Origin of the sequence: Amycolatopsis sp. AA4 (genome assembly GCF_002796545.1) — a bacterium.
GTDB lineage: Bacteria > Actinomycetota > Actinomycetes > Mycobacteriales > Pseudonocardiaceae > Amycolatopsis.
In genome coordinates this window covers 6957738-6982128 of record NZ_CP024894.1, presented here as the reverse complement: position 1 = coordinate 6982128, position 24391 = coordinate 6957738, and the positions used below count along the sequence as shown (strand labels likewise).

Here is a 24391-nt window from a genome sequence, read left to right as displayed (position 1 = left end):
GGCGGTGTCATCATTCCGCCGCCACAGTCTTGCGCCCGGTCGGTAGTGCTCTCAGGACAACTCGCTTGACCTCGACCGCACTCGAGGTAGTTGGCTGGCACCCGGCGGAGACTTCGAGGAAGGGCTTACATGCGAGCGGTGTGGCTGCGGGAGTTCGGAGGGCCGGCGGTGCTGCAGGCGGGGGAGGCCCCCGACCCGGCCCCCGGACCGGGGCAGGTGCTGATCGAGGTGGCGTTCGCCAACGTCACGTTCGTGGAAACGCAGTTCCGGGCGACGGGGACGGGGCCGTTCGGCAGCACGCTTCCGATGGTGCCCGGCAACGGCGTCGGGGGCGTGATCAGCCGCGCCGGGGAGGGCGTGGACCCGGCGCTGGTCGGGAAACGCGTGGTGACGTCGACCGGCGGCAGCGGCGGTTACGCGCAGCGCGTGGTCGTGGACGCGGGGTTGGTGTTCCCGGTGCCGCACGCGCTGAGCCTCGACGCGGCAGTCGCGTTGCTGGCCGACGGGCGCACGGCGACCGGATTGGTGCACGCGACCGCGGTCGCGCCGGGGGAGCGGGTGCTGGTCGAGGCCGCCGCCGGAGGGGTCGGCGGCCTTTTGGTGCAGCTGGCGAAGGCGGCGGGCGCGGAGGTCGTGGCCGCCGCGGGTGGTGCGGAAAAGCTTGCCCACGCCCGGGAATTGGGTGCGGACCTCGCGGTCGACTACAACGATCCACAGTGGACCGAGAAGGCCGGGGAGGTGGACGTGGTGTTCGACGGCGTGGGAGGCGCGGTCGGCACCGCGGCGTTCAGCCTGGTGCGGCCCGGCGGACGGATGGCGATTTACGGCCTGGCAAGCGGTTCGTGGACGGAAGTGTCCGAAGAGGACGCTGCCGCGCGCGGGGTCAAGCTGGTCCGGTCGATCGGCGACGCGGCGGCGATGCGCGGCTACACCGAATCGGCGCTGCAGGCGGCTGCGGCTGGGCACCTCACGCCGGTGATCGGGCAGCGGTTCCCGCTGGAGCGGGCGGCTGACGCGCACGCGGCGATCGAGTCTCGGGGGACGATCGGGAAGACGTTGCTGGTCGCGTGACCGACTTCGACGTCGACAGTTTCCTCGCGCAGCCGCTGACCGCACGGGTCGCCACCGCGGGTCCGACTGTCCGGCCTGCCTGGTACCTCTGGGAGGACGGGGAGTTCTGGATTCTCAGCGGCCCGTGGTCGCGGCTGCCCGACCGGGTGCGCGCGGAGCCGCGGATCGCGGTCACGGTGGACGTCTGCGACCTCGCGACCGGCTTGGTGCGTCAGGTGATCGCGCGCGGGCAAGCCGGGATCGAGCCGTTCGACGTGCCCCGCGGACGCCGGAAACTGGTGCGGTATCTGGGTTCGGACGAATCCGCGTGGGATCCGCGATTCCGCGCGTACCTGCTCGACGATCCGGCCGAGCGCGGCACGGTGTGGGTCCGGATGAAGCCGGAATCGTTGCGTGCCAACGATCTCAGCTACGAGGTCAGCTCCACCGGAGTGCGATCAGCTGGGTGAGCAGGGCGAGCCGCACATCGGGGTCGTCGAGGTTCAGCGGGACCAGTTCCAGCAGCCGTTTCATGCGGTATCGCAACGTGTTCGGGTGGATCCGCAGGCGTTCCGCGGCGGAGCGGGGGTCGCCGGGGTGGCGGAGCCATTCGTAGAGAGTGTCGACGTACCCGGCGTTGCTCGCCTCGTCGTGCGCGCGCAGCACGCCGAGTGGGCCGAGTTCGGACACCTGCGCCGCCGCTGCTCCGGCGGCGGCGCGGTGCAAAACCAGCGCGGTCCAGGCTTCGTCGTAAGCCACGACGCGACCTTCGACCAGCCCGGCCCGCAGCAGTCCCAGCGCTTCGTCCGCCTGGGCGCGCGACGCGGCCAGCGCCGTCGGGTCGCCTGGCGCACCTGCGGCCGCGCGGGGGAGTCCGCCGCGGCGGGAAGCGGGTTGGGCGAGCAGTGCGTCCCGCAGTTCCGGCCAGCCGCCTTCGCCGGGGCGGTCCGGGACCACGACGTACAGCAACCCGCCCAGTTCCGCGGCTACCGGACGGCGTCCGAAACCCTGCGAAATCCGTTCCAGCAACGCCAGCAGCAAGCCCTCGGCATCTCGGCTGTCGCCCCCGCTGACGTCGACGACCACGACTCGGTGCGGTTCGTCGGACAGATCCAGTTCGGCGACCACCCGGCGTGGCGGGACCTGTCCTTCCAAAACCGCGCGCAGCAATTCGGCAGAGGCCCGGCGTTGCGCGTCCGTGTGCGCGCGCCGCCGCAGCAAGTGCAGTGCGACGACCGGAGCCGCGTCTGCGAAAGCCGCTGCGCGTTCCTCCGAAACCGGGCCGGGGACGACGGCCCACATCGACCCCAGCAGTTCGCCGCCCATCCGGATCGGCACGATCAGCCGCGGCAGGGTGCCGTCGCGCTGGGCGGGGACGAAGATCGTCTGCCGGCCGCGGGAAAGTTCGCGGAACACGCCGCGCGAGCGGAACCGGGCCAGCACGTCGTCCGGGATGCGGCGGCCCATGATCGTCGCCACGCGGGCGGGGTCGGTGAGGTCCTGGCGCGCGGAGTAGGCGAGGACGCGCGAGTTGGTGTCCTCGATCGTCACCGACGCGTCGACCACCGCGGCCACGGCGTCGGCGAGCCGGAAGAGGTCTCCGGAACCCGGGTCGCCGCCCTCTTCGAGCGCTTCGGATTCGTCGGCGAGCGCGTCCAGAACAGTGCGCAGCAGCCAGACCAACTGAGCCCAGGACGTCGCCGCGTGCACCTGGATCAACGCGATCCCCGCCGACTTCGCCGCCCGCCGCACCGGCTGTTTCGCGGCCAGCGGCGGTTTCAACAGCACCGCCGCCGCACCCCGCCCGGCGCTCACCCGGACGAGTTCCGCGGCATCCGCCGGTTCGATCGTCGCGACCCCGAGCACCAGGTCGCCGGCCGCGATGGCGGACTCCGCGCCCGGCTCGGCGATCACGACGTCGCCGACCGCCGGACAGCCCTCCGGCACGAAAAGCGCGTGGAGCAGCGTGGGACCGACCCGGTCCACGACGCTGCGCACCGAGACCACAGCTACCTCCAGCGCTACTGACGTTCTTGCTGGAACGGTAGAAGACTGCCCCGGTTTCGCCACCCGCGGCACTGGTTAGCGCGAAAAGACCTTGGGCCACGGCTTGAAGTACGACACCAGGGTCGCGGCCAACAGCAACGTCAGACCCACGCTCATCGCCCCGGTTCCCGACACCGCGCCGGCCCCCACGACCTCGCCGCGAGCCGCCTGTTCGCCGTGCGCGACGAACGACGGGACCACCAGCAGGTTCCCGCCGCCGAACAGGGCGAGCGTCGCCACCAGCTTCCACAGCACCCAGTGGTAGCGCACCAGTTTCCACTTCGTGCCGAGGCCGAGCACGACCCCGGTCGCCAGCGCGAGCAGGCTGGCCGGGAAATAGAGCGTCCCGGCGAGCACCCCGGCGATGACGTTCGCGCTGCGCGTGGTCACTGGATCGAGATCGGCGATCGCGAGAACGCCGCAGATCAGCACCGCGAGTTCGGCTCCGATCCAGCCGACCGACGTGACGACGTGGCCGAACAGGAACCACTTCCGGGTCGCCGGCCGCATTCTCCAGTCCATGCGCCCGAGCGTGCGCTTTACCGGACCGTCGCGTCGTCCGTCAGCGCGCGGCAGTCATTCATACGTCCGGGTGCGTAGGACTCTCATCCCGTGAGAGCAGTTGGGCGTTTCGTCCGGCCTGGTTAGCGTCGGCGCCCAGCCGACCCGATCCCGACCGCTAGGAGCGAGCACATGCCGGAAGACACCACGAGCTGGTCCTTCGAGACCAAGCAGATCCACGCGGGGGCGGCGCCCGACCCGGCCACCGGTGCCCGCGCGACGCCGATCTACCAGACCACGTCGTACGTCTTCCGCGACACGCAGCACGGGGCGGACCTGTTCAGCCTCGCCGAGCCGGGCCACATCTACACGCGCATCAACAACCCGACCCAGGACGTGCTGGAGCAGCGCGTCGCCACCCTCGAAGGCGGCGTCGCCGGTCTCGCCTTCGCTTCCGGTTCGGCGGCGGTCACCGCGGCGATCCTGACCCTGGCCAACTCGGGCGACCACTTCGTCACCAGCCCGTCGCTCTACGGCGGCACCTACAACCTCTTCCACTACACGCTGCCGAAGCTCGGCATCGAGGTCACCTTCATCGACGACCAGGACGACGCGGAGCAGTGGCGGGCCGCGGTCCGGCCGAACACCAAGCTGTTCTTCGCCGAGACGCTGGCCAACCCGAGCAGCGCCGTCCTCGACATCCGCAAGGTCGCCGACGTCGCCCACGAAGCCGGGGTCCCGCTGGTCGTGGACAACACCGTGCCGACGCCCTACCTGGTCCGCCCGATCGAGCACGGCGCCGACATCGTCGTGCACTCGGCGACGAAGTACCTCGGCGGCCACGGCACGACGGTCGCCGGCGTGCTGGTCGACGGCGGCACGTTCGACTTCGGCAAGGACCCGGGCCGGTTCCCGGGCTTCAACGAGCCCGACCCGAGCTACCACGGTCTCAAGTACTGGGAGGCGCTCGGCCCGGGCGCGTTCGCGGCCAAGGCGCGCGTGCAGATCCTGCGCGACACCGGCGCGGCGATCGCCCCGCTGAACAGCTTCCTCATCCTGCAGGGCATCGAAACGCTGTCGCTGCGCGTGGACCGGCACTCCTCGAACGCGCAGGCGCTCGCGGAATGGCTGGAGGAGCGCGACGAGGTCGAGAAGGTCTACTACGCGGGTCTGCCGTCGAGCCCGTACCACGCGGCGGCGCAGAAGTACCTGCCGCGCGGCGTCGGCGCGGTGCTGTCGTTCGAGCTGCGCGGCGGCGTCGAGGCGGGCCGGAAGTTCGTCGACGGCACCGAACTGCACAGCCAGCTGGTGAACCTCGGCGACGTGCGCAGCCTGATCGTGCACCCGGCGTCCACCACGCACAGCCAGCTCGGCCCCGAGGAGCAGGTCGCCGCGGGCGTCACGCCGGGTCTCGTGCGGCTCGCCGTCGGGCTGGAGGGCATCGAGGACCTGAAGGCCGACCTCGAGGCGGGCTTCCGGGCCGCCAAGGCGGCGCTGTGACGGATCCCGGCGCGAGTCCTCCGCCCGTCACCGGCGCGTGGCGGGCGGGGGACCCACCCGGCAGGCGGCAGTGGTTCACCGGCCCCGGCGCACTCGCGCTGGAGGCCGGTACGACCCTGCCCGGCTACACCCTCGCGTACGAAACGTGGGGAACGCTCAACTCCGACGGGTCCAACGCCGTCCTCGTCGAGCACGCCCTCACCGGCGACAGCCATGCCGCCGGTCCCGCCGAACCCGGGCATCCGAGTTCCGGATGGTGGGACGGGCTGATCGGCCCCGGAAAGGCTTTCGACACCGACGAGCTGTTCGTCGTCGCCCCTAACGTGCTCGGCGGCTGTCAGGGGTCGACGGGCCCGTCCTCGCCCGCCCCGGACGGCGAGGCGTGGGGCAGCCGGTTCCCGGCGCTGACCGTCCGAGACCAGGTCAACGCCGAAGCCGCACTCGCGGACGCGCTCGGCATCGAACGCTGGGCCGCCGTCGCGGGCGGTTCGATGGGCGGGATGCGGGCTCTCGAATGGGCGGCAAGTCAACCCGATCGGGTCGCCTCCGCGCTCGTGCTTGCCTCGACCGCGCGCGCGTCCGCCGATCAGATCGCTTGGGCGGCGCCGCAACTGCACGCGATCCGAGCCGATCCGGCCTGGCACGGCGGCGACTACTACACCGCGACGGAAGGCCCGCATCGCGGACTGGGCGTGGCCAGGAGGATCGCGCACGTCACCTATCGCTGCGAACCCGAACTGGAGACGCGGTTCGGAAACCGGCCGCAGCGGGACGAGGATCCGCTGGCGGGCGGCCGGTTCGCGGTCGAGTCCTATCTGGACCATCACGCGGACAAGCTCGTCCGCCGCTTCGACGCGGGTTCCTACGTGGTGCTCACCGAATCCATGAACACCCACGACGTCGGCCGGGGCCGCGGCGGGGTCGCCGCCGCGCTGGGCCGGGTCACCGCGCGCACCGTGGTCGCCGCGGTGGACAGCGACCGGCTCTATCCGCCGTACCAGTCGCACGAGATCGCGGCGGCGGTCGGCGGCGAGGCCGCGGTGCTGACGTCGCCGTACGGCCACGACTCTTTCCTCATCGAAACCGAGCAGATCGCCGCGCTGGTCAAGACATTGCTGGGGTGAGACGCGGTGAGGGCCGCCTCGCAAGCAAGGCGGCCCTCACGCGTCTTCGCGAACTGTCAGCCGATCGCCGAGGTCAGCGGCGAGTAGTAGCCGCCCCGCTGCCCGGCGGCGGTCGGGTGGTACGACTCGTCCACCGGCCAGGTCAGGCTGTGCAGGTAGTCGCTGGCCGCCGAGCAGATGTTGTGCCCGACGAACGCCGGCCGGACGTCGACGAACTTCCCGCCCGCGGCGGAAACCCGGGACGAGATCACCGAAGCCAGCGTGTCCGCCCCGGAGTTGATCGCCGACCGCTTCGTGTCGCTCAGCCCGACGCTGCACGAACCCGGCACGGTGTAGAAGCGCGGGTAGGACAAAACGACCAGCGAAGCCCCGGGGGCCTTGCTCTTGGCCGCCGAGTACACCTTGTCCAGCAGCCCGGGAAGGGTGTTCTGGACGTAGGTCTTGGCAGTGTTGACCCGGTCCACGCAGGTCTGGTCGCTGCCCAGCGTGCAGGTCTTGATCACGTCGGTGAACCCGGCGTCGTTGCCGCCCACGGTGAGCGTGATCAAGGTGGCGTTGGACGGCATCGAGCTGATCTGGTTCAGCACGTCGCCGGTCTTCGCGCCCGAGCAGGCGAGGAAGGTGAAATTGGTGCCGGAGTGGGCGTTGGCCCACAGCTGGCCGTACGCGTTGGCACTGCGTTTGCAGCTGCCGGAATCGCCGTAGCTCCCGGCGCCCACTCCGGAAGAGTAGGAGTCGCCGAGCGCGACGTAGTTTTGCGACGCGGCACTCGCACCGGTGGCGAAGCCGAGCGAGGCAGCGAGAGCGACCCCCAGGGCCGCGCACATCCGAAGGACGCGTCGTGATGGTTGACGGGTGTTTGCAGCCATAGGTCACTCCTGTCGTGACAGCTTGACGCGGTAAAGCATTACCAGGTGCAATCCCCACGAGACACCCCTGAAATCCCGGTGCCTCCACTTGGCTCAAGCAGGAAGTAGGACGGGAAGTTAGCGCCCGCTAACCGCGGGACCTACTATGTGCGGATGTCGGCGAATTCCCTCCCGCTGGTGAACGGCGCGAAGCCGAACAGACGGGAACAGATCCTCTCCGCCGCCGCCGAGCTGTTCGCCCACCACGGTTTCCACGGCGTCGGCATCGACGACATCGGCGCGGCAGTCGGCATCTCCGGTCCCGCGCTGTACCGGCATTTCCGCAGCAAGGACGCGATTCTCGGGGAAATGCTGAACTCGATCAGCCACTACCTGCTCGAAGGCGGCACCGCGCGCGCCGAGGCGGGCGGCACGCCGGACGAGCTGCTGGCCGCGCTCGTGCGGTTCCACGTCGACTTCGCGCTCGACCATCCGGCGCTCATCACCGTGCAGGAGCGCAATCTCGCGAACCTCACCGACAGTGATCGCAAGCAGGTGCGCGCGCTCCAGCGGCAGTACGTCGAGGTGTGGGTGCGGGCGATTCGCGAAGCTGTGCCCGGCCTCGGCGAACGCCAGGCGCGGTCGGCGGCACACGCCGTGTTCGGCTTGATCAACTCGACGCCCTACAACCGCCATCTCGGTGACGGCGCGCTCGCCGATCTGCTGTGCCGGCTCGCGCTGGGCGCCCTTTCCGCGGCGGGCTGAGGCCGCGATCCGGGGTATCCCGCCGGCCGCCGGTCTGGTGTTTGATAGGCACGTGACCGCGGACCGGAGCGAAGGCGAGCAGCGGCTCGTCGAGAAGGCGCAGCGCGCGCTCGTCGCCATCAGCCTTGGCGAGGACACGGAGGCGCTGGAAGAGGTCACGCCCTCGTCGCAGGAGCCGGGCGAACGCGACGAGGAAACCAAAGAGCTGATGCTGCTGCTGTTCGGCGAGTGCAGCGCGATGGTGTCCACCCTCGGCGACGGCGGCACCGCGCCGGTCAAGGTGCAGGTGTTCGACGAGGCGGGCGAAGAGGTTTCGATCGACCAGGCCGACCCGCCGGTCCGCACCGCCGTCCGCACGCTGCTGGCCGAGGTGCACGGCAATACCGCCGCCGCTCGCGAACAGGTCGAAATCGCGTTGGCGAGCGCCGCGCCGAACGAGGTGGACAGCCTCCTGCTGCAGGCGCTGCGCTGGACGATCCGGCTGTCGGTCGAATGCCTCGAACGGGATCTGCCGGTGGCCGGCTGGATCTCCGACGCCGTCGCGGGCTGAGTGTTCCCTATTTCACCCGGTCGCGGGGCCGGGTGCTTCGTGCTGGGCTGGACACGACGGTTAACGAGCACTAACATCTCCGGCGGAGTTAACGACCGCTAACGTCTCGACGGAGAGCCATGGACACGCCGGTACTGCGCAGTTCCGCGGATCCCAGCAGCGACACCTTCGCCCGCAGCGTCACCTCGCACGGAGAATTGGTCGAGGATCTGCACAAGCGGCTCGCCGCCGCCCGGCTGGGCGGGCCGGAGAAGTCGCGCGCCCGTCATGTGGAACGCGGCAAACTGCTGCCCCGCGACCGGGTGGACGCGCTGCTGGACCCGGGATCCCCGTTCCTCGAGCTTTCCCCGCTCGCGGCGACCGGGCTGTACGACGACGAGGCCCCGTCCGCGGGCATCATCACCGGGATCGGGCGCGTGTCCGGCCGCGAATGCGTGATCGTGGCCAACGACGCCACGGTCAAGGGCGGCACGTACTACCCGATGACGGTGAAGAAGCACCTGCGGGCGCAGGAAGTCGCGCTGCACAACAACCTTCCGTGCATTTACCTGGTCGACTCGGGCGGCGCGTTCCTTCCGCGTCAGGACGAGGTCTTCCCGGACCGCGAGCACTTCGGCCGGATCTTCTACAACCAGGCCACCATGTCCGCGCGCGGGATCCCGCAGATCGCCGCCGTGCTCGGCTCGTGCACCGCGGGCGGCGCGTACGTCCCGGCGATGAGCGACGAAGCGGTCATCGTGCGCAATCAGGGCACCATTTTCCTCGGCGGCCCGCCGCTGGTGAAGGCCGCGACCGGCGAGGTCGTCACGGCCGAGGAACTGGGCGGCGGCGACGTGCACGCGCGCCAGTCCGGCGTCACCGACCACCTCGCGGACGACGACGCGCACGCGTTGCGCATCGTCCGCGACATCGTGTCCACCCTCGGCCCGCGCACGCCGCGGCCGTGGGACGTCAAGGCGATCGAGCCGCCCGCCGTGGACGAACGCGAGCTGTACGGCGTGGTGCCGACGGATTCGCGCACCCCGTACGACGTGCGCGAGGTCATCGCCCGCATCGTCGACGGCAGCCGGTTCGCGGAGTTCAAGAAGGAATACGGCTCGACGCTCGTCACCGGCTTCGCGCACATCCACGGCCACCCGGTCGGCATCATCGCGAACAACGGCGTGCTGTTCGCCGAGTCCGCGATGAAGGGCGCGCACTTCATCGAACTGTGCGACCGGCGCTCGATTCCGTTGGTATTCCTGCAGAACATCACCGGCTTCATGGTCGGCCGCGCGTACGAGGCGGGCGGCATCGCCAAGCACGGCGCGAAAATGGTCACTGCGGTGGCTTGTGCGCGGGTGCCGAAGTTCACCGTGATCATCGGCGGCTCCTTCGGCGCGGGCAACTACTCCATGTGCGGCCGGGCGTATTCGCCGCGGTTCCTGTGGATGTGGCCGAACGCGCGGATTTCCGTGATGGGCGGCGAGCAGGCGGCGTCGGTGCTGTCGACGGTGCGCCGCGACGCGATCGAGGGCCGCGGCGGCGAATGGTCCACTGAGGACGAAGAAGCCTTCAAGGATCCGATCCGCGAGCAGTACGAGGAACAGGGCAGCCCGTACTACTCCACTGCGCGGCTGTGGGACGACGGCGTGATCGACCCGGCGGACACCCGCACGGTGCTCGGTCTCGCGCTGTCGGCGGCGGCCAACGCACCCTTGCCCGAGGTCAACTACGGCGTCTTCCGGATGTGATGAGCGTGTTCGAGACTGTTCTGGTCGCCAACCGCGGCGAGATCGCGGTTCGCGTAATCCGGTCGCTGCGTGCGCTCGGTATTCGTTCGGTCGCGGTGTACAGCGACGCGGACGCCGACGCCCGGCACGTCCGCGAGGCCGACACCGCGGTACGCCTCGGCCCGGCCGAAGCGGCGAAGAGCTACCTGTCGATCCCCGCGATTGTCGCCGCGGCAAAGGAAACCGGTGCGCAGGCGGTGCATCCGGGGTATGGCTTCCTCGCCGAGAACACCGCGTTCGCGCGGGCGTGCGCGGAGGCCGGGCTGGTGTTCATCGGCCCGCCGCCGGAAGCGATCGACAAGATGGGCGACAAGATCCGGGCGAAGGCCACGGTGTCCGCGGCCGGGGTTCCGGTGGTGCCTGGTGCGTCCGATGTGGACATTCCGGAGGGCGGCTTCGCCGAGGCCGCGGCGAAGGTCGGTTACCCGCTGCTGCTGAAGCCGTCCGCCGGCGGTGGCGGCAAGGGCATGCGCCTGGTGCACGAAGAGTCCGAATTGGACGCTGCGATCGAGTCCGCGCGCCGGGAAGCGAAGAGTTCGTTCGGCGACGACACGCTGCTGATGGAGCGGTTCGTCACCACGCCGCGGCACATCGAGATCCAGGTGCTGGCGGACGCGCACGGCACCGTGCTGCATCTCGGCGAGCGCGAGTGCAGCCTGCAGCGGCGGCACCAGAAGATCATCGAGGAAGCGCCGTCGGTGCTGCTCGACGAGGCCACCCGGGCGAAAATGGGCGCGGCGGCCGCGGAAGCCGCGCGGTCGGTCGGGTACGTCGGCGCGGGCACGGTCGAGTTCATCATGTCCGCGCACAACCCGGACGAGTTCTTCTTCATGGAGATGAACACCCGGCTGCAGGTCGAGCACCCGGTCACGGAAATGGTGACCGGCCTCGACCTGGTGTCCTGGCAGGTACGGGTGGCGGCAGGGGAGCCGCTCGGCCTGACGCAGGACGACGTGCGCCTCGACGGGCACGCGGTCGAAGCCCGGGTCTACGCCGAGGATCCGGCGCGCGGCTTCATCCCGACCGGCGGCACGGTGCTGGCCGTGCACGAGCCCTCCGGCGACGGCGTGCGGGTCGACTCGTGGATGTCGGTCGGCGCGGTGGTCGGGTCGAACTACGACCCGATGCTGGCGAAGATCATCGCGCACGGCCCGGACCGCGCGTCGGCGCTGCAGAAACTGGACCGCGCGCTGGCCGACACCGCCTTGCTCGGCCTCGGCACGAACATCGCGTTCCTGCGCGGCCTGCTCGCCGACGAGGACGTCCGCGCCGGACGGCTGGACACCGAACTGGTGGACCGGCGACTGTCCGAATTGGTCTCCTCGGAAGTCCCGGCCGGGTTTTTCGTCGCCGCGGCCATGGATCGGCTGATCTCGCTGCAGCCGACCGGCGCGGTCGTGGACCCGTGGGACATCCCGAGCGGATGGCGGCTCAGCGGCCCCGGCGGGGTCACTTTCCGCTTGCGGACCGGGGAAAACCAGGCCGTGGTGCGGGTCGAGGGCACCCCGTCGGACGCCTCGGTGCGGGTGGACGACGCCGAGCCGGTGCGCGTTTCCGCCCGCCGCGAAGGCGATCTGCTCGAGGTGCGCCGGGCGAACGGCGTGGAGCGGTACCGCTGCGCCGACGGTCCGCAACGGACAGTGTGGCTGGCCCGCGAAGGCCGGTCGTTCGCGTTCGCCGACCAGGAAGTGACGCTGTCCTCGCGCGGCGAGGCGGCGGGCGCCGGTCCGGTGAAGAGCCCGATGCCGGGAACGGTGCTGGTGGTCAAGGCCGCCGAAGGCGACGTGGTGAGCGCGGGAACGCCGCTGCTGGTCGTCGAGGCGATGAAGATGGAGCACACCGTGACCGCGCCGATCGACGGCGTGGTGACCGAGCTTTCGGTGCGGGCCGGCCAGCAGGTCGCGCTCGACGAGACGCTGGCCGTGGTGAGCGCAGCAGAGGAGAAGCAGTGATCGACTTCCGGCTGGACGACGAGTACGAGGCGCTTCGCAAGACGGTCGAGGACTTCGCGCAGGCGGAGGTCGCGCCGGTGATCGGACCGCTGTACGAGAAGGAAGAATTTCCGTACGAGCTGGTCGCCAAGATGGGCGAGATGGGCCTGTTCGGCCTGCCGTTCCCGGAGGAATTCGGCGGCATGGGCGGGGATTACTTCGCGCTGTGCCTCGCGCTGGAGGAGCTGGCGCGGGTCGACTCCTCGGTCGCGATCACGCTGGAGGCGGGCGTTTCGCTCGGCGCGATGCCGATCTACCGCTTCGGCACCCAGGAGCAGAAGGAAACCTGGCTGCCCATGCTGACCACGGCGGAGGCGCTCGGCGGGTTCGGCCTCACCGAACCCGGCGGCGGCTCGGACGCCGGGGCCACCCGCACGCGCGCCCGGCTCGACGGCGACGAGTGGGTCATCAACGGCAGCAAGGCGTTCATCACCAACTCCGGCACCGACATCACGAAACTGGTCACCGTCACCGCGGTCACCGACGTGATGGAGAACGGCCGCAAGGAGATCTCGGCGATCATCGTCCCGTCCGGCACGCCGGGCTTCACGGTGGCCCCGAAGTACTCGAAGGTCGGCTGGAACTGCTCGGACACCCACGAACTGTCCTTTTCGGACGTCCGGGTGCCCGCGGAGAACCTGGTCGGCAAGCGGGGCCGCGGCTACGCGCAGTTCCTGTCCATTTTGGACGAGGGCCGCGTCGCGATCGCCGCGCTGAGCGTCGGTCTCGCGCAGGGCTGCGTGGACGAATGCCTGAAGTACGCGAAGGACCGCGTCGCGTTCGGCCACCGGATCGGCGAGTACCAGGCGATCCAGTTCAAGATCGCCGACATGGAGGTCCGCGCGCACACTGCCCGGCTGGCGTATTACCAGGCGGCGTCGAAGATGCTGCGCGGCGAACCGTTCAAGAAGGAAGCGTCGATCGCGAAACTGGTGGCGTCGAACGCGGCGATGGACAACGCCCGGGACGCCACGCAGATCTTCGGCGGATACGGCTTCATGAACGAATTCCCGGTCAGCCGCTTCTACCGCGACGCGAAGATCCTGGAAATCGGCGAGGGCACCAGCGAGGTCCAGAAGATGCTGATCGCGCGCCACCTCGGAGTGGGGGCCTGAGACCCAGCGCCGCCGGGGCGTCCGGGCGGAGTCCCGGCGGCGCTGCTTCACCTGTCCCTATTGTGGGCAGATGGAGTTCACCATCCGGCCTGGGGCTGCCGGAGACGCAGACGTTTTGCTGGGGTTTTTCGACGAGGCCGTCGCATGGCTGGTCGCGCGCGGCAGCGCGGGCCAATGGGGCACTGAGCCGTGGAGCACGATCCCGAAGCGGGTCGAGCGAGTGCGCGAGTACGCGGCCGATCCGGAGCTCCGGATGGCCGAGATCGACGGAAAACCCGCGGGCGCGCTGATCCTCGGGGAGGCGATGCCGTACGCGCCGAAGGTCGACGAGCCCGAACTGTACGTCCGGCTGTTGATCACCTCCCGCCGGTTCACCGGGCACCAGGTCGGCTCGCGGCTGCTGCGGCACGCGATGGACGAGGCGAAACGCCGCGGGATCGACCTCGTGCGCGTCGACTGCTGGGCGGGCGGCGACGGCGATCTGCCGCGCTACTACGAGAGCCAGGGCTTCAAGCCGACCGAGCAGTTCACCGTCGACGGCTGGCTCGGCCAGGTCCTCGAGCAACGGGTTGGGGGATAGCGGACCCGCGTGCTCCGGAGGACGATATTGGCTAAGTGTCAATAGACCGAGGAGCAGACCGAGGAGTCCGCCATGGCCAGGCAGTCGCTCTCCGGAAAGGTCGTCGTCGTCACGGGCGGCGCGCAGGGCATCGGGGCGGCCACCGCCGCCGCGCTGCACCGGCGCGGCTCCCGGCTCGTGCTCGGCGACCTCGACCGGGTCCGCGCCGAGAAAACCGCGGGCGAACTGGGCCCGGACGTGGTCGCGTCGCCGCTGGACGTCACCGACACGGCCGCCTTCACCGCGTTCCTGGACGACGTCGAGCGCACCGTCGGGCCGATCGACGTGCTGATCAACAACGCCGGCATCATGCCGCTTTCGCCGCTGGACGAGGAGGACGACGCGGCCACGCGGCGGCTGCTGGAGATCAACGTGCACGCGGTCGTGCACGGCACCCGCGAGGCCGTCAAACGGATGAAGCCGCGCGGACGCGGGCACATCGTGAATGTGGCGTCGATGGCCGGAAAGTCCGGATTCGCCGGAGCGGCCACGTACTGCGCTACGAAACACGCCGTGGTCGGCCTGTCCGAGGCGGTGCGGCTCGAGCTGCGCGGCACGGGCGTCGAGGTGTCGTGCGTGATGCCCGCGGTGGTGCGCACGGAACTCGCGTCCGGGCTGGGCGAAGCGCGGTTCATCAAGTCGGTGGGGCCGGACGATGTCGCGGCGGCGATCGTCGACGCGCTGGAGCGGCCGAAGTTTGACGTCTTCGTCCCGAAATCGCTCGATCTGACCGGCCGGATCACCCGGCTTTTCCCGCGTGCGTTCGGCGAATGGCTGGTGCGCGCGCTCGGCGGCGACCAGCTGCTGGCGTCGGCCGCGCATTCGCCCGAGCGCGCCGAGTACGAGGACCGGGCCGCCCGGAGCGCGCCGTCGCTCCCGCCTGATGGGAGCGTCTGAGGCGGACATGCGCTTGCCCGGTGCTTGCGGGAGTGGCGTGTTGATGCCGCGCCCGCACGCACGGCAAGATGCCCGGCAGAAGACGAGTTCCAGGAGGCGCTAGATGGTTTCCCCACCGGCCCGGTTGGCTGCCGCGGCGGCCAATGTCGTGGGCAAGGTTTTCCAGGGTGGGGTCGCCGATCTGCGGCCGATGCCGAGGGTGCTGATCGACCAGGGGCCCAACCGGTCGGTGTACCGGATGACGCACGGCGCCGCCGCGACCTCCGGCCCGCCGGTGCTGCTGGTGCCGCCGCTGGCCGCGCCCGCGCTGTGCTTCGACCTGCGCCGCGGCTGCAGCCTCATCGAGCACCTGGTGGAAGGCGGGCGGCCGACCTATCTCGTGGACTACGGCATGGTCGCCTTCTCCGACCGCCGCCTCGGCATCGAGCACTGGATCGACGAGGTGCTGCCGAGGGCGATCCGGAAGGTCAGCGAGGACGCCGGCGGACGGGGCGTGCACCTGGTGTCGTGGTCGCTCGGCGGGATTTTCTCGATGCTGGTCAGCGCGGACCAGCCGGACCTCCCGATCGATTCGATCACCGCGGTCGGCTCGCCGGTCGATTTCACCGCGATCCCGATCGTCGCGCCGTTCCGTCCGCTCGTGGACCTCACCGGCGGGCATCTGCTCACCCCGGTGTACCGGGTGTTCGGCGGCGCACCGTCCTATTTGGTCACCCGGGTGTTCCGGGCCACCGGGATCTCCAAGGAAATCACGAAACCGCTGGCGATCCTGAAAAACCTCGACGACCGCGATTACCTCGCGCAGATCGAGGCGGTGGACCATTTCATGAGCAACATGTACGCCTATCCCGGGCGGACGTTCGGCCAGCTGTACCACCGCTTGTTCCGCACCAACGACCTCGCCGAGGGCACCGTCGACCTGAACGGGCGCAAGATCAGCCTGTCCGACGTGAAGAAGCCGATGCTGGTGGTGGCGGGCGAAAACGACACCATCGCGCCGCGGGCGTCGGTGGAACGCGTGGTGCAGCTGCTGGAAAACGCGCCGGAGGTCCGGTTCCGCACCGCGCCCGGCGGGCACCTCGGCGTGCTGACCGGACGCCGCGCCCGGGGCACGACGTGGCGGTATCTGGACGAGTTTCTGGACGATCGGGTCAGCTGACCGATTCGGTGACAAATCGCGGGCGACGGGGAGCAATCCCGATATCCGCGCGCCGCCGGGGAAAAACCGGCGGTACCGTGGTCCGGTGATCGCTGCATACGTGACGTCGCCCGGCGACAGTTCCGAGATCAAGGTCGGTCCGCTCCCGGACCCCGAGCCGGGGCCGCGCGAGGTGCTGGTGAAAGTCTCCGCGGTGACGGTGAACCACGTCGACACCTTCATCCGTTCGGGCGCTTATCCCACCGCCCTTACGTTTCCGTTCGTCATCGGCCGGGATCTGGTGGGCACTGTTGTCTCCTCGCCAGTAGACCGCTTCGCGCCCGGCGACCGGGTGTGGTGCAACAGCCTCGGCCACGACGGCAGGCAGGGTTCCTTCTCCGAGTACTGCGTCGTGCCCGAGGACCGGCTTTATCCGTTGCCGGATGGGGTTTCCGACGACGCGGTCGCCGTCCTGCACACCGCCGCCACCGCGTATCTGGGCCTTTTCGAACACGCCGGCGCCGGGTACGGCGAGACGATCGCGGTGCTCGGCGCGGGCGGCGGCGTCGGCAGCGCGGTCGTCCAACTTGCTTCGACCGCCGGCCTGCGCGTCGTCGCGACCGCCCGCGCCGAGGACGCGGAATGGTGCCGGGAATGCGGTGCCGAAGAGGTTTTCGACTACGCCGACCCCGACCTCTACCGCAACCTCCCGGCGGTGGATCTGTTGTGGGACAACGCCGGACAGCACGACCTGGTCTCGGCAGTGCCGCTCCTGTCCCGCGGCGGCCGCATCGTGGCGATGGCCGGAATGGAGTCGACCCCCACGCTGCCGATCGGCCAGCTGTACACGCGCGACGCCAGCATCCGCGGGTTCGCCATCAGCAACGCCGGGATCGCCGCGCTGGGTTCCGCCGCCCGCGTGATCAACCGGGCCCTCTCCACCGGAATTCTGCGCCCGCGGATCGGCACTCGCCTCCCCCTCGCGGAGGCCGCCGAGGCGCACCGCTTGCAGGAATCGGGGGAGGCGCGAGGCCGGATCGTGCTGACGGTTTAAGGAACCGTGAGCACCACCTTGCCCTGCAGATGACCGCGGTCTAGCAGCCGATGCGCGTCGACGACCCGCTCGAACGGGAACGTCTCCTGCACGTGGACCCGGAGCTTGCCCTGCTCCACGAGCGCGACCAGCTCCCGCAGCCCGAACGGGTCCGAGTCGACCGCGATGCCGCTGAACCGCATCCCGGCCGCCTCGAACTTCGCGATCAGCTCAGTGTCTTCGTCGGCGACGGCCGTCACCAGATGCCCGCCCGGCCGGAGCACACCGAGCGAACGCTCCGCGGTGTCGCCGCCGAGCGTGTCGAGCACAACGTCGATATCGCTTACCGCTTCAGCGAAATCGACCTTTCGGTAGTCGATGACCTCGTCGGCGCCGAGCCCCTCGACGAACTCCCGTTTGCTCCCGCTGGCCGTCGCGAGCACCTGCGCGCCAAGCGCTTTCGCGATCTGGATCGCGACGTGCCCGACCCCGCCGCCCCCGCCGTGGATCAGCACGCGGTCGCCCGCCGTCACGCCGCCGAGGTCGACCAGCCCTTGCCACGCCGTCAGCCCGACGACCGGCAACGCCGCGGCCTCGACGTGCGAAAGCTCCTTCGGCTTGCGGACCAGATGCAAGGCCGGAGCAGTCACGAGCTCGGCATACGCGTTGGCCGCGCGGGGAAACAGCGGCATCCCGAACACCTCGTCGCCCGGCCGGAACCGCCAGGTCAACGCCTCTTCGACCACGCCGCTGACGTCCCAGCCGAGCACGAACGGCGGCTGGCCGAGCAACGGAAACTCGCCGTCGCGCAGCCGCGCCTCCAACGGATTCAACCCGATCGCCTTGACCCGGACGAGGACTTCGGTCGGCACTGCCCGGGGTTCGGGCGCGTCCGCGATCGTGAGCACTTCCGGGCCGCCGAGCTTGTGCTGGGTGATGACTCGCATGACACTCCTGGTTTCTGGAGGGGTACGAAAACCAGGCTAGGATTCCGATAGGTACCAGCAGGTACCTTGGATTCCATGAGCGGTACCCGCGGCATCTTCCTCGCCGATTGCCCGGCGCGGCTGGCAGTAGAGCTGATCGCCGACAAGTGGACGGTGGTCGTGCTCGCCGGACTCAGCAAGGGCCCGGTCCGCCACGGCGACCTGGTCGAGCTGATCGGCGGCATCTCCCGGAAAGTGCTCACCCAGACCCTGCGCCGGCTGGAAGCGCACGGCCTCGTCCGCCGCCAGGCGTATGCCGAGGCCCCGCCGCGCGTCGAGTACGAACTGACCCCGCTGGGAGCGACGCTGATCGAGCCGATCCACACCTTGACGGAGTGGGCCCGGGCGAATGGGGACGCGGTTCTGGACGCACTGGATTCGGCTGCCAAAAACGAGTGACCGCGACTTCGCGACCGCGTTTTTGCTAGCCAATTGCTGGCACGGCTAAGCTTTTCGTAATTGGTTGTGCGGCGCGTGTGGTCACGATTCGGGTGCGGAACGGCGACAGCTGACGACAGAGTGCAACAGCGGAGCGCTCGCGAACGACCGGCAGGGCACTGTAGTCGGTGGCGGGAGGCTGACGGTGATCCAGGGGGCGAGGGTGGACGAGGGGCTGCGCAGAAGACCGGCGCGTCGCTGACGGCGCGTCCTCGGCCCGCAATCCACGCACCCCAGCAAACGGAAACCACCATGAGTGCTCCCGAAGAAAGCGGCGTAGTCGATTTCGCGGAAACCGACAACCGGCACAGCCGGTTGAGACGGCGGATGGAACTGGAGTTCGTCAAGGACGGACTGGACAGCTCTTCGCTCGAGACCCAGTCGGTCGACGAACTCCGCTCGTCCTTGGACCGGCTCGACGGCGTGATTTCCCGGCAGCGGAAAAAGCTAGCGCAGAACAAGGCGGCGCTGGCCGCGGCGCACGCGTCCAAAGGGCGTTCGGACGTCGCCCGCAAGGTGAACACCCAGCGGAGCGCGCTGAAGTTCTGCCTGGAACGGCGCGAGCAGATCCTCGAGCTGATCAACGGATTGACCGTCGAGGCGGAGATCGACAAACTCCGGAACGCGGTGTCCGTGGTCGACGACGCCGGAACCAAGGAGAAGTTCGACAAGCTGCTCGGCGAATTCGAAAGCAAAACCGGGAAGATCGACGGGGAACTGAAGGAAACCAGCCGGAAGATCGCCGAGGTCGAGGCCGCGGCGATGGCCGCGGAAATGGACAAGTTCGAGCGGAAAGCCAAGGTGTGGCAGAACTTCCTGGCGAAGGAATCCGTCGCGACCTACGTCGGAGCGGCGATCCTGTTGGTGATGTGCCTCTCCGTGGTGGCCGCGATGTTCGCCGGCGTGGAGATCAACCAGGTGCTGTCGAGTGCGTTCCTGCTGGTGCTGGGGTATTTCTTCGGCCAGTCCACCGGGAAGAAGCAGCTGGAATAGCAAGACCGCTCGGCCCGCTCCTGTCACCCGGGCCGAGCGGCCTTGGTCACTTCAGGTCAGCCGAGGTCTTCCTCAGCACTCGCCGGGCCATGATGCGCTGCTGGATCTGCTGGGTCCCCTCGAAGCTGTCCAGGGCTCCTCAGCCGGTTTTCGTCGACCTCGTGATCTCAGGCGAAACTGCCTCTGACCTGCGCTGATGTGTCTCGTTACTTCTCGCCGTCTGTCGCTTGTCCCTGGCCTTTGATGGCCCGGCCTGGCGGTCCGGCCACACCTATCCGCGCATCCCGATACGAAGCCGTTGTCACGATCCGGCGTCAGGATGGGCGTCGCTCACGACGGTGCGTAACGGAGACCAAGTCACGAACGACCCGTATGAGACAGCCGCTCGCAGAGGAGGCCAACGTGGGCTCTGGGGACCCGTGTTCCGTCGCCGTGCGGCGTTGCGCCAGGTGACCCGCGGACGGCCGCACCGCCCGGCTGGCGGGCGAGGCGGAGCAGTCCGCCGTGTCGGAAGCGGATGCGGCCACAACGGCGAGGGGTTACGTAGGCGCCCTTGGTCCCATAGAACCAAATTCTGCAATCGATGCCACTTTCGGGATACCTTGTTCGGGCGTGCCGCACCTTCCAATACGGCGGGCGAGATGTAGGGTGGCCTATGCTTGCCGATAAGAGTGGAAACGTCGAAGGGTTGGGATGATTACCGAGCTTTCTCTGCGGAACTTTAAGGCTTGGTCCGCCACGGGTAAGGTGAAGCTTGGCCCTATATCGTGTTTCTTCGGGAGTAACTCCTCCGGTAAGACGAGTCTACTGCAAAGTCTTCTCCTGTTGAAACAGACGGCCATTTCGGCGGATCGAGGTCGCGTTTTCGACCTCGGTGGAAGTGATTCGTCTCTTGTGAGTCTTGGGACGTTCTATGACTTGGTGTACGGCCACGCTACGGGGGAAAACGTTGAAATTGATGTGTCCTGGGAAGAGGATGAGCCGTTCAGTATAACTGATACTGAGGCGCGCTCTCGCTCGGTAATAGCAAAGAGCAGTAGTCTTGGCTTGGAAGTCGAGGTCTCAGTTGGCCGTAATCAGCCGGCCGTTCAGAGGGTTGTGTATAAACTCGGAGACTACGATTTCAGCTTGAGCAGGAGGGAAGGGGGTAAATACCGTCTTAGTTCTAATGGCTATAAATTCAGACGAGTGACTGGTCGTGCATGGCCATTGCCTCCGCCGGGTAAATTCTATAGTTTCCCGGATCAGGTGCGATCATATTATCAGAATGCGGCTTTTCTTAGTGACCTTGAGTTAAATTTTGAGCAGTTCTGCGGGCGGATTTACTACCTAGGTCCACTCAGGCAAGACCCTCAGCGGCAGTATCTCTGGGGTGGCGGTCGTCCGGTTGACGTCGGGCGCCGAGGGGAGCTGGCGGTAGAGGCGATGATTGCGTCTCAGGCTGATGGGAAGACTAATTCACGCGGCTTCGTGAGACGAAAGAACGGTGCCCTGTGGGCTTTGCCTCGAATTAGCGTTGAGCAGCATGTTGCTAGTTGGCTGAAAGAGTTGAATCTGATATCGGATTTCTCTGTTGAGCCGCTAGATCGCGACCGTGAAAGCGTCTATCGAGTCTTGGTTAGACGCGGTCCATCTGATCCGCCGGTTCTTCTTACTGATGTTGGATTCGGTGTGTCTCAAGTGTTACCCGTTCTGGTTCTTCTTGCCTATGTTCCCGAAGGGTCGACAGTCCTTCTCGAGCAGCCTGAGATTCACCTTCATCCGGCAGTGCAAAGCGGATTAGCTGATGTAATAATCGAAGCTGCCAAGGTTCGTAAGCTGCAAGTGATTGTTGAGAGCCATTCGGAGCATTTGCTTCTAAGGCTTCAGCGACGTATTGCCGAGAAGTTCATGCCTCGGGAGATTGAGATTACATCCGAAGATTGCCACATATATTTTTGCGACTCTCGGCAAGGGGCTCCTACGATCGAAAGGCTTAACCTTGACCTGTTCGGAAATGTGACAAACTGGCCTGCCGACTTTTTTGGCGATGGCTTTGGTGAGGCTGCCGCTCAGGCAAAAGCGGCGAGAAGAAGGATGAAAGAGGAGAGGGGGGAGTGAATTTGCATGACGGTGTCATCATCGATACTAATGTGCTCATTGCCTCAGATGGGGAGTCTACGCCACAAGCGACGCCGGAATGTGTTATCTCGGCCATTGAATTTCTAGAAGAATCTCTGTCGGAGAAGGTGATTCTGCTAGATTTTGGTGGTGACATTCTAGAGGAGTACGAAAGATACTGTTCATATAGTGGGCAACCCAGAGTTCGGGATCGATTTTTCGTAGAACTTACCCGACGTCAGGCCGATGTTTCGAAGGTTCGAAAGGTGGAGATAACGCCGACTTGGGACGGATCTTACGAGGAGGTTCCGGCGGATCTGAGAGATTTCGATCCTTCTGATCACAAGTTCATCGCCTCTGCGGTCGCGGACGGTTTTCGGTCGCCGATCATAAATTGTGTCGACTCGGACTGGTCGCATGCTGGTGACAAGCTAGGCGCGGAGGGTATATCAGTGATAGAACTCTGTCCTGAATGTCTAAAGAAGTCGATCGTTCGCCAGTGATTTGTCTAGCTGTAATAAGGTTGCCCCGGCTTTCGGCCGCATGTTCTAGGCGTAGCCTAATCGTGTATGGATATTCAATTTGTCTAGCTCTTCAATTGGTATCCAGATCTTCTCTGAGCTTTCGATGCTGGGTGTACGCTGTCTCGACGTCTTTCGGGCTCGGAAACGGATGGGGAATTCTTGCGGGAATTCGTCGTCGCCATAGGGGATAACGTGCTTTGGGTTTGAGTAGAGGCCGATCGCGACTATGACCTTGCAGTCGATGCCGTCTCCTCGCGAACCTCGTGGACTGCGGCCTGTGCCATTGTCTCGCCTAGTTCCAGTTGGCCACCACGGATTGGGTAGAGATTGTTGTCTGTGCGCTTAATAATCAGGATTCGACCTTCGTCGTCCCGGAGGAACGCCGAGGCCGCTACTGCGATACCGTTCGCTTTAGGCGCGTTCGGGTCGTTGTAGTAGTCGGCTCCCTAGAAGGTGGCTGGCTTGGCGAGGTTCCAGACTGACTCAAGGCTCTCCGAGTACGTCTCGAAGAGGTCCCGACGGGCAGTCACCGCAGGTGGAGGGACGGGGCGTGGGCTCCCTGGAACCCGTATACATGCGTGTTGATGATCATCTCCTCGTCGAATCGGAAATCGAACTGTAGAGCGTTGTGTTGTGGAACTGCATCTCAACCCCGTCGACGCCGATCAGCGGCGGGTAGAACGCCAGCGCGTTGCGGATGCGCGCCGCAAGCGTCCCGTCGAACTGCTCCGCGCAGGGAGCCGCTGACCTTTTCCCCGGTCCCCGAACGCGAGCAGGATCTTTGCGTCGGCCACTGCCTTGGCGGTCAGGCCCTTGATGAACCGCAGGCGTTCCATCAGGAACAACGCTGCGTGAACCACAATCTCGACGGTCTCGGATGCTTCCTTTCAGCCGATCCGACTACCGCGGGCACGCGAACCCGGGCTTCATCCTCCGGACGTACACGCACCCGGTCCCGTCGAGCAACCACCCGGCGCGGGAGGCTCGACGCGGTGTTCGGACGGCCTGCCCTCGATGACGGTCCGGAGGCACCTGATCATGGAACCCACCTCAGCGAGGCGAAAACCGCCCGGTCGCAGAGCCCCGAGAGGGACCAGCGACCGGGCGGATTTCCGTTACGTCACAACTACTTCAGCTCAGCCGAGGTCTTCCCCAGCACCCGCCGAGCCACAATGAGCTGCTGAATCTGCTGCGTCCCCTCGAAAATGTCCAGGATCTTGGCATCCCGGGACCATTTCTCCAGCAGCGATTCCTCCGTGTACCCGTACGCTCCGGCGAGTTCGACGCACTTCAGCGTCACGTCGACCACCGTGCGGCCCGCCTTGGCTTTCGCCATCGAAGCCTGCAGGGAGTTCGGCTGGCGGTTGTCCGCCATCCACGCCGACTCCAACGTCAGCAGGTACGCCGCCTCGTAGTCCGCTTCCAGTTGCAGGAACGTCGCGGCCGCGGCGTGCTGCGTCAAGGACGGGCGGTCGTAGTCGATGACGATGCCCGCTTCGGTGAGGATGCGGCGGGTTTCGTCCAGCGCCGCGCGGGCGACGCCGATCGCCATCGCGGCCACCAGCGGGCGGGTGTTGTCGAAGGTCTGCATGACCCCGGCGAAACCCTTGGCCGTGTCGATTTCCGGCGTGCCCAAGAGGTTTTCGCGGGGAACGCGGCAGTTTTCGAAGCGCAGCACGGCGGTGTCGGACGCGCGGATGCCCAGTTTGTGCTCCACGCGCACGACCTCGAAGCCGGGCGTGCCCTTCTCCACCACGAACGACTTGATCGCGGCGCGGCCCTTCGTGCGGTCGAGTGTCGCCCAGACCACGACGGCGTCGGCGCGCTGGCCGGAGGTCACGAAGATCTTCTCGCCGTTCAGGATGTAGTCGTCGCCGTCCTGGGTGGCCGTCGTCGTGATGGCGGCGGAGTCCGAACCGCAGCCGGGTTCGGTGATCGCCATCGCGGCCCACAGGCCCTTGAACCGCTCGAGCTGCTCGTCGGTCGCCACCGAGCCGATCGCGGCGTTGCCGAGGCCCTGGCGCGGCATGGACAGCAGCAGGCCGACGTCGCCCCAGCACATTTCGATCGTGCCGAGCACCACGTTCAGGTTGGCCCCGTTGCGGTTTCCCTTGGGGCCGTCGTCCTTTTCGGACCGGCGGACGCCGGCCGCGCCCGCCCCGCCCTCGCCGGAGGAGTTCAGCCCGTCCAGCAGCGCGGCGAACATGTCCAATTCGGACGGATAGGTGTGTTCGGCGCGGTCGTACTTGCGCGAGATCGGCCGGAACACCTCGGCCGCGGCCTGGTACGCCTGGTTGATCAGCGCGCCGGCCTTCTTCGGAGCTTCCAGGTTGATCATGAGGGGTTGCCTTTCGAGGGGGGTCGTGAGTGGCGATGCCGGTTAGAACCGGCACAAACACTC

General features: G+C 67.5%; 23 protein-coding genes and 1 pseudogene. 17 read left to right on the top strand and 7 right to left on the bottom strand.

The features are described from left to right. Positions 1 to 129: 129 nt before the first annotated feature. Positions 130 to 1071, top strand: coding sequence for a zinc-binding dehydrogenase (locus CU254_RS32190; protein WP_037715509.1), 942 nt, complete (start codon positions 130 to 132; stop codon positions 1069 to 1071). After that, positions 1068 to 1520, top strand: coding sequence for a pyridoxamine 5'-phosphate oxidase family protein (locus CU254_RS32185; RefSeq protein ID WP_009082891.1), 453 nt, complete (start codon positions 1068 to 1070; stop codon positions 1518 to 1520). The genes CU254_RS32190 and CU254_RS32185 overlap by 4 nt, the downstream gene beginning before the upstream one ends. Here CU254_RS32185 and CU254_RS32180 read toward each other — a convergent pair. Continuing rightward, the gene (locus tag CU254_RS32180) at positions 1489 to 3057 is read right to left on the bottom strand and encodes a CdaR family transcriptional regulator (RefSeq protein ID WP_037715506.1); all 1569 of its coding nucleotides are present in this window, start codon (positions 3055 to 3057) and stop codon (positions 1489 to 1491) included. The two genes, CU254_RS32185 and CU254_RS32180, sit on opposite strands and share 32 nt — an antisense overlap. A gap of 75 nt (positions 3058 to 3132) precedes the next feature. Then, a complete protein-coding gene (locus CU254_RS32175) occupies positions 3133 to 3618 on the bottom strand; it encodes a hypothetical protein (RefSeq protein ID WP_009082888.1) in 486 nt (161 codons plus the stop codon). 171 nt (positions 3619 to 3789) lie between these two features. Between CU254_RS32175 and CU254_RS32170 the strand changes: the two genes are divergently transcribed. Both CU254_RS32170 and CU254_RS32165 read left to right on the top strand, forming a co-directional pair. Beyond that, the gene (locus tag CU254_RS32170) at positions 3790 to 5097 is read left to right on the top strand and encodes a bifunctional o-acetylhomoserine/o-acetylserine sulfhydrylase (protein ID WP_009082886.1); all 1308 of its coding nucleotides are present in this window, start codon (positions 3790 to 3792) and stop codon (positions 5095 to 5097) included. Beyond that, positions 5094 to 6221: a homoserine O-acetyltransferase gene (locus tag CU254_RS32165; protein WP_009082884.1), complete on the top strand. Its 1128-nt coding sequence runs from the start codon at positions 5094 to 5096 to the stop codon at positions 6219 to 6221. Before CU254_RS32170 ends, CU254_RS32165 begins: the two co-directional genes overlap by 4 nt. Before the next feature lie 56 nt (positions 6222 to 6277). Here CU254_RS32165 and CU254_RS32160 read toward each other — a convergent pair whose 3' ends face one another. Continuing rightward, positions 6278 to 7048 (bottom strand): SGNH/GDSL hydrolase family protein, encoded by a 771-nt coding sequence (locus CU254_RS32160; RefSeq protein ID WP_037715504.1) that lies wholly within the window; start codon positions 7046 to 7048, stop codon positions 6278 to 6280. 195 nt (positions 7049 to 7243) lie between these two features. Here CU254_RS32160 and CU254_RS32155 point away from each other — a divergent pair, with 195 nt between their 5' ends. The 9 genes from CU254_RS32155 to CU254_RS32115 all read left to right on the top strand — a co-directional run bounded on the left by CU254_RS32155 (position 7244) and on the right by CU254_RS32115 (position 16970). Continuing rightward, the gene (locus CU254_RS32155) at positions 7244 to 7834 is read left to right on the top strand and encodes a TetR/AcrR family transcriptional regulator (RefSeq protein ID WP_009082879.1); all 591 of its coding nucleotides are present in this window, start codon (positions 7244 to 7246) and stop codon (positions 7832 to 7834) included. A 52-nt stretch (positions 7835 to 7886) separates the two neighbouring features. After that, the gene (locus CU254_RS32150) at positions 7887 to 8384 is read left to right on the top strand and encodes a hypothetical protein (protein ID WP_086024916.1); all 498 of its coding nucleotides are present in this window, start codon (positions 7887 to 7889) and stop codon (positions 8382 to 8384) included. A 119-nt stretch (positions 8385 to 8503) separates the two neighbouring features. Then, positions 8504 to 10117 (top strand): carboxyl transferase domain-containing protein, encoded by a 1614-nt coding sequence (locus CU254_RS32145; RefSeq protein WP_009082875.1) that lies wholly within the window; start codon positions 8504 to 8506, stop codon positions 10115 to 10117. 5 nt (positions 10118 to 10122) lie between these two features. Then, on the top strand, positions 10123 to 12108 hold the full coding sequence (locus tag CU254_RS32140) for an acetyl-CoA carboxylase biotin carboxylase subunit (protein WP_037718313.1): 1986 nt from the start codon (positions 10123 to 10125) through the stop codon (positions 12106 to 12108). Beyond that, positions 12105 to 13262 (top strand): acyl-CoA dehydrogenase family protein, encoded by a 1158-nt coding sequence (locus tag CU254_RS32135; protein WP_009082871.1) that lies wholly within the window; start codon positions 12105 to 12107, stop codon positions 13260 to 13262. Before CU254_RS32140 ends, CU254_RS32135 begins: the two co-directional genes overlap by 4 nt. 70 nt (positions 13263 to 13332) lie before the next feature. Next, positions 13333 to 13842: a GNAT family N-acetyltransferase gene (locus CU254_RS32130; RefSeq protein ID WP_009082869.1), complete on the top strand. Its 510-nt coding sequence runs from the start codon at positions 13333 to 13335 to the stop codon at positions 13840 to 13842. Between the two features lie 72 nt (positions 13843 to 13914). After that, the gene (locus CU254_RS32125; RefSeq protein ID WP_009082867.1) at positions 13915 to 14778 is read left to right on the top strand and encodes an SDR family oxidoreductase; all 864 of its coding nucleotides are present in this window, start codon (positions 13915 to 13917) and stop codon (positions 14776 to 14778) included. 103 nt (positions 14779 to 14881) lie between these two features. After that, positions 14882 to 15937 carry an alpha/beta fold hydrolase gene (locus tag CU254_RS32120; RefSeq protein ID WP_009082864.1) on the top strand — a complete coding sequence of 352 codons (1056 nt, stop codon included), beginning with the start codon at positions 14882 to 14884 and terminating at the stop codon, positions 15935 to 15937. 85 nt (positions 15938 to 16022) lie between these two features. After that, positions 16023 to 16970 carry an NADPH:quinone reductase gene (locus CU254_RS32115; RefSeq protein ID WP_009082862.1) on the top strand — a complete coding sequence of 316 codons (948 nt, stop codon included), beginning with the start codon at positions 16023 to 16025 and terminating at the stop codon, positions 16968 to 16970. Here CU254_RS32115 and CU254_RS32110 read toward each other — a convergent pair. Then, positions 16967 to 17896: an NADP-dependent oxidoreductase gene (locus CU254_RS32110; protein ID WP_009082860.1), complete on the bottom strand. Its 930-nt coding sequence runs from the start codon at positions 17894 to 17896 to the stop codon at positions 16967 to 16969. The two genes, CU254_RS32115 and CU254_RS32110, sit on opposite strands and share 4 nt — an antisense overlap. Positions 17897 to 17971: 75 nt before the next feature. Between CU254_RS32110 and CU254_RS32105 the strand changes: the two genes are divergently transcribed. The 4 genes from CU254_RS32105 to CU254_RS32090 all read left to right on the top strand — a co-directional run bounded on the left by CU254_RS32105 (position 17972) and on the right by CU254_RS32090 (position 21969). Next, positions 17972 to 18334, top strand: a complete 363-nt coding sequence (locus tag CU254_RS32105; protein ID WP_009082858.1) for a helix-turn-helix domain-containing protein — start codon at positions 17972 to 17974, stop codon at positions 18332 to 18334. A 291-nt stretch (positions 18335 to 18625) separates the two neighbouring features. Then, positions 18626 to 19366 carry a hypothetical protein gene (locus tag CU254_RS32100; RefSeq protein ID WP_009082857.1) on the top strand — a complete coding sequence of 247 codons (741 nt, stop codon included), beginning with the start codon at positions 18626 to 18628 and terminating at the stop codon, positions 19364 to 19366. A gap of 693 nt (positions 19367 to 20059) precedes the next feature. Next, positions 20060 to 21466 carry a DUF3696 domain-containing protein gene (locus CU254_RS32095; protein WP_009082855.1) on the top strand — a complete coding sequence of 469 codons (1407 nt, stop codon included), beginning with the start codon at positions 20060 to 20062 and terminating at the stop codon, positions 21464 to 21466. Beyond that, positions 21463 to 21969, top strand: coding sequence for a hypothetical protein (locus tag CU254_RS32090; protein WP_199786034.1), 507 nt, complete (start codon positions 21463 to 21465; stop codon positions 21967 to 21969). Before CU254_RS32095 ends, CU254_RS32090 begins: the two co-directional genes overlap by 4 nt. Before the next feature lie 245 nt (positions 21970 to 22214). On the opposite strand, the gene CU254_RS45080 is transcribed toward CU254_RS32090, so the two are convergent. From CU254_RS45080 to CU254_RS32075, 3 genes and pseudogenes are all read right to left on the bottom strand, one after another. Further along, a complete protein-coding gene (locus tag CU254_RS45080; RefSeq protein ID WP_353611808.1) occupies positions 22215 to 22337 on the bottom strand; it encodes an NUDIX domain-containing protein in 123 nt (40 codons plus the stop codon). Positions 22338 to 22436: 99 nt separating this feature from the next. Beyond that, positions 22437 to 22877: pseudogene (locus CU254_RS45075) on the bottom strand (XRE family transcriptional regulator); the annotation flags it as partial. Positions 22878 to 23116: 239 nt separating this feature from the next. Beyond that, complete coding sequence (locus CU254_RS32075) at positions 23117 to 24328, bottom strand: acyl-CoA dehydrogenase family protein (protein ID WP_009082850.1); 1212 nt, start codon at positions 24326 to 24328, stop codon at positions 23117 to 23119. Positions 24329 to 24391 lie beyond the last annotated feature (63 nt).

Excerpts from the sequence above, each read along its gene's own strand:
- CU254_RS32190 (WP_037715509.1), top strand. The coding sequence starts at position 130 with ATGCGAGCGGTGTGGCTGCGGGAGTTCGGAGGGCCGGCGGTGCTGCAG.
- CU254_RS32175 (WP_009082888.1), bottom strand. The coding sequence starts at position 3,618 with ATGGACTGGAGAATGCGGCCGGCGACCCGGAAGTGGTTCCTGTTCGGC.
- CU254_RS32170 (WP_009082886.1), top strand. The coding sequence starts at position 3,790 with ATGCCGGAAGACACCACGAGCTGGTCCTTCGAGACCAAGCAGATCCAC.
- CU254_RS32160 (WP_037715504.1), bottom strand. The coding sequence starts at position 7,048 with ATGTGCGCGGCCCTGGGGGTCGCTCTCGCTGCCTCGCTCGGCTTCGCC.
- CU254_RS32155 (WP_009082879.1), top strand. The coding sequence starts at position 7,244 with ATGTCGGCGAATTCCCTCCCGCTGGTGAACGGCGCGAAGCCGAACAGA.
- CU254_RS32145 (WP_009082875.1), top strand. The coding sequence starts at position 8,504 with ATGGACACGCCGGTACTGCGCAGTTCCGCGGATCCCAGCAGCGACACC.
- CU254_RS32130 (WP_009082869.1), top strand. The coding sequence starts at position 13,333 with ATGGAGTTCACCATCCGGCCTGGGGCTGCCGGAGACGCAGACGTTTTG.
- CU254_RS32125 (WP_009082867.1), top strand. The coding sequence starts at position 13,915 with ATGGCCAGGCAGTCGCTCTCCGGAAAGGTCGTCGTCGTCACGGGCGGC.
- CU254_RS32120 (WP_009082864.1), top strand. The coding sequence starts at position 14,882 with ATGGTTTCCCCACCGGCCCGGTTGGCTGCCGCGGCGGCCAATGTCGTG.
- CU254_RS32110 (WP_009082860.1), bottom strand. The coding sequence starts at position 17,896 with ATGCGAGTCATCACCCAGCACAAGCTCGGCGGCCCGGAAGTGCTCACG.
- CU254_RS32105 (WP_009082858.1), top strand. The coding sequence starts at position 17,972 with ATGAGCGGTACCCGCGGCATCTTCCTCGCCGATTGCCCGGCGCGGCTG.
- CU254_RS32100 (WP_009082857.1), top strand. The coding sequence starts at position 18,626 with ATGAGTGCTCCCGAAGAAAGCGGCGTAGTCGATTTCGCGGAAACCGAC.
- CU254_RS32095 (WP_009082855.1), top strand. The coding sequence starts at position 20,060 with ATGATTACCGAGCTTTCTCTGCGGAACTTTAAGGCTTGGTCCGCCACG.
- CU254_RS32075 (WP_009082850.1), bottom strand. The coding sequence starts at position 24,328 with ATGATCAACCTGGAAGCTCCGAAGAAGGCCGGCGCGCTGATCAACCAG.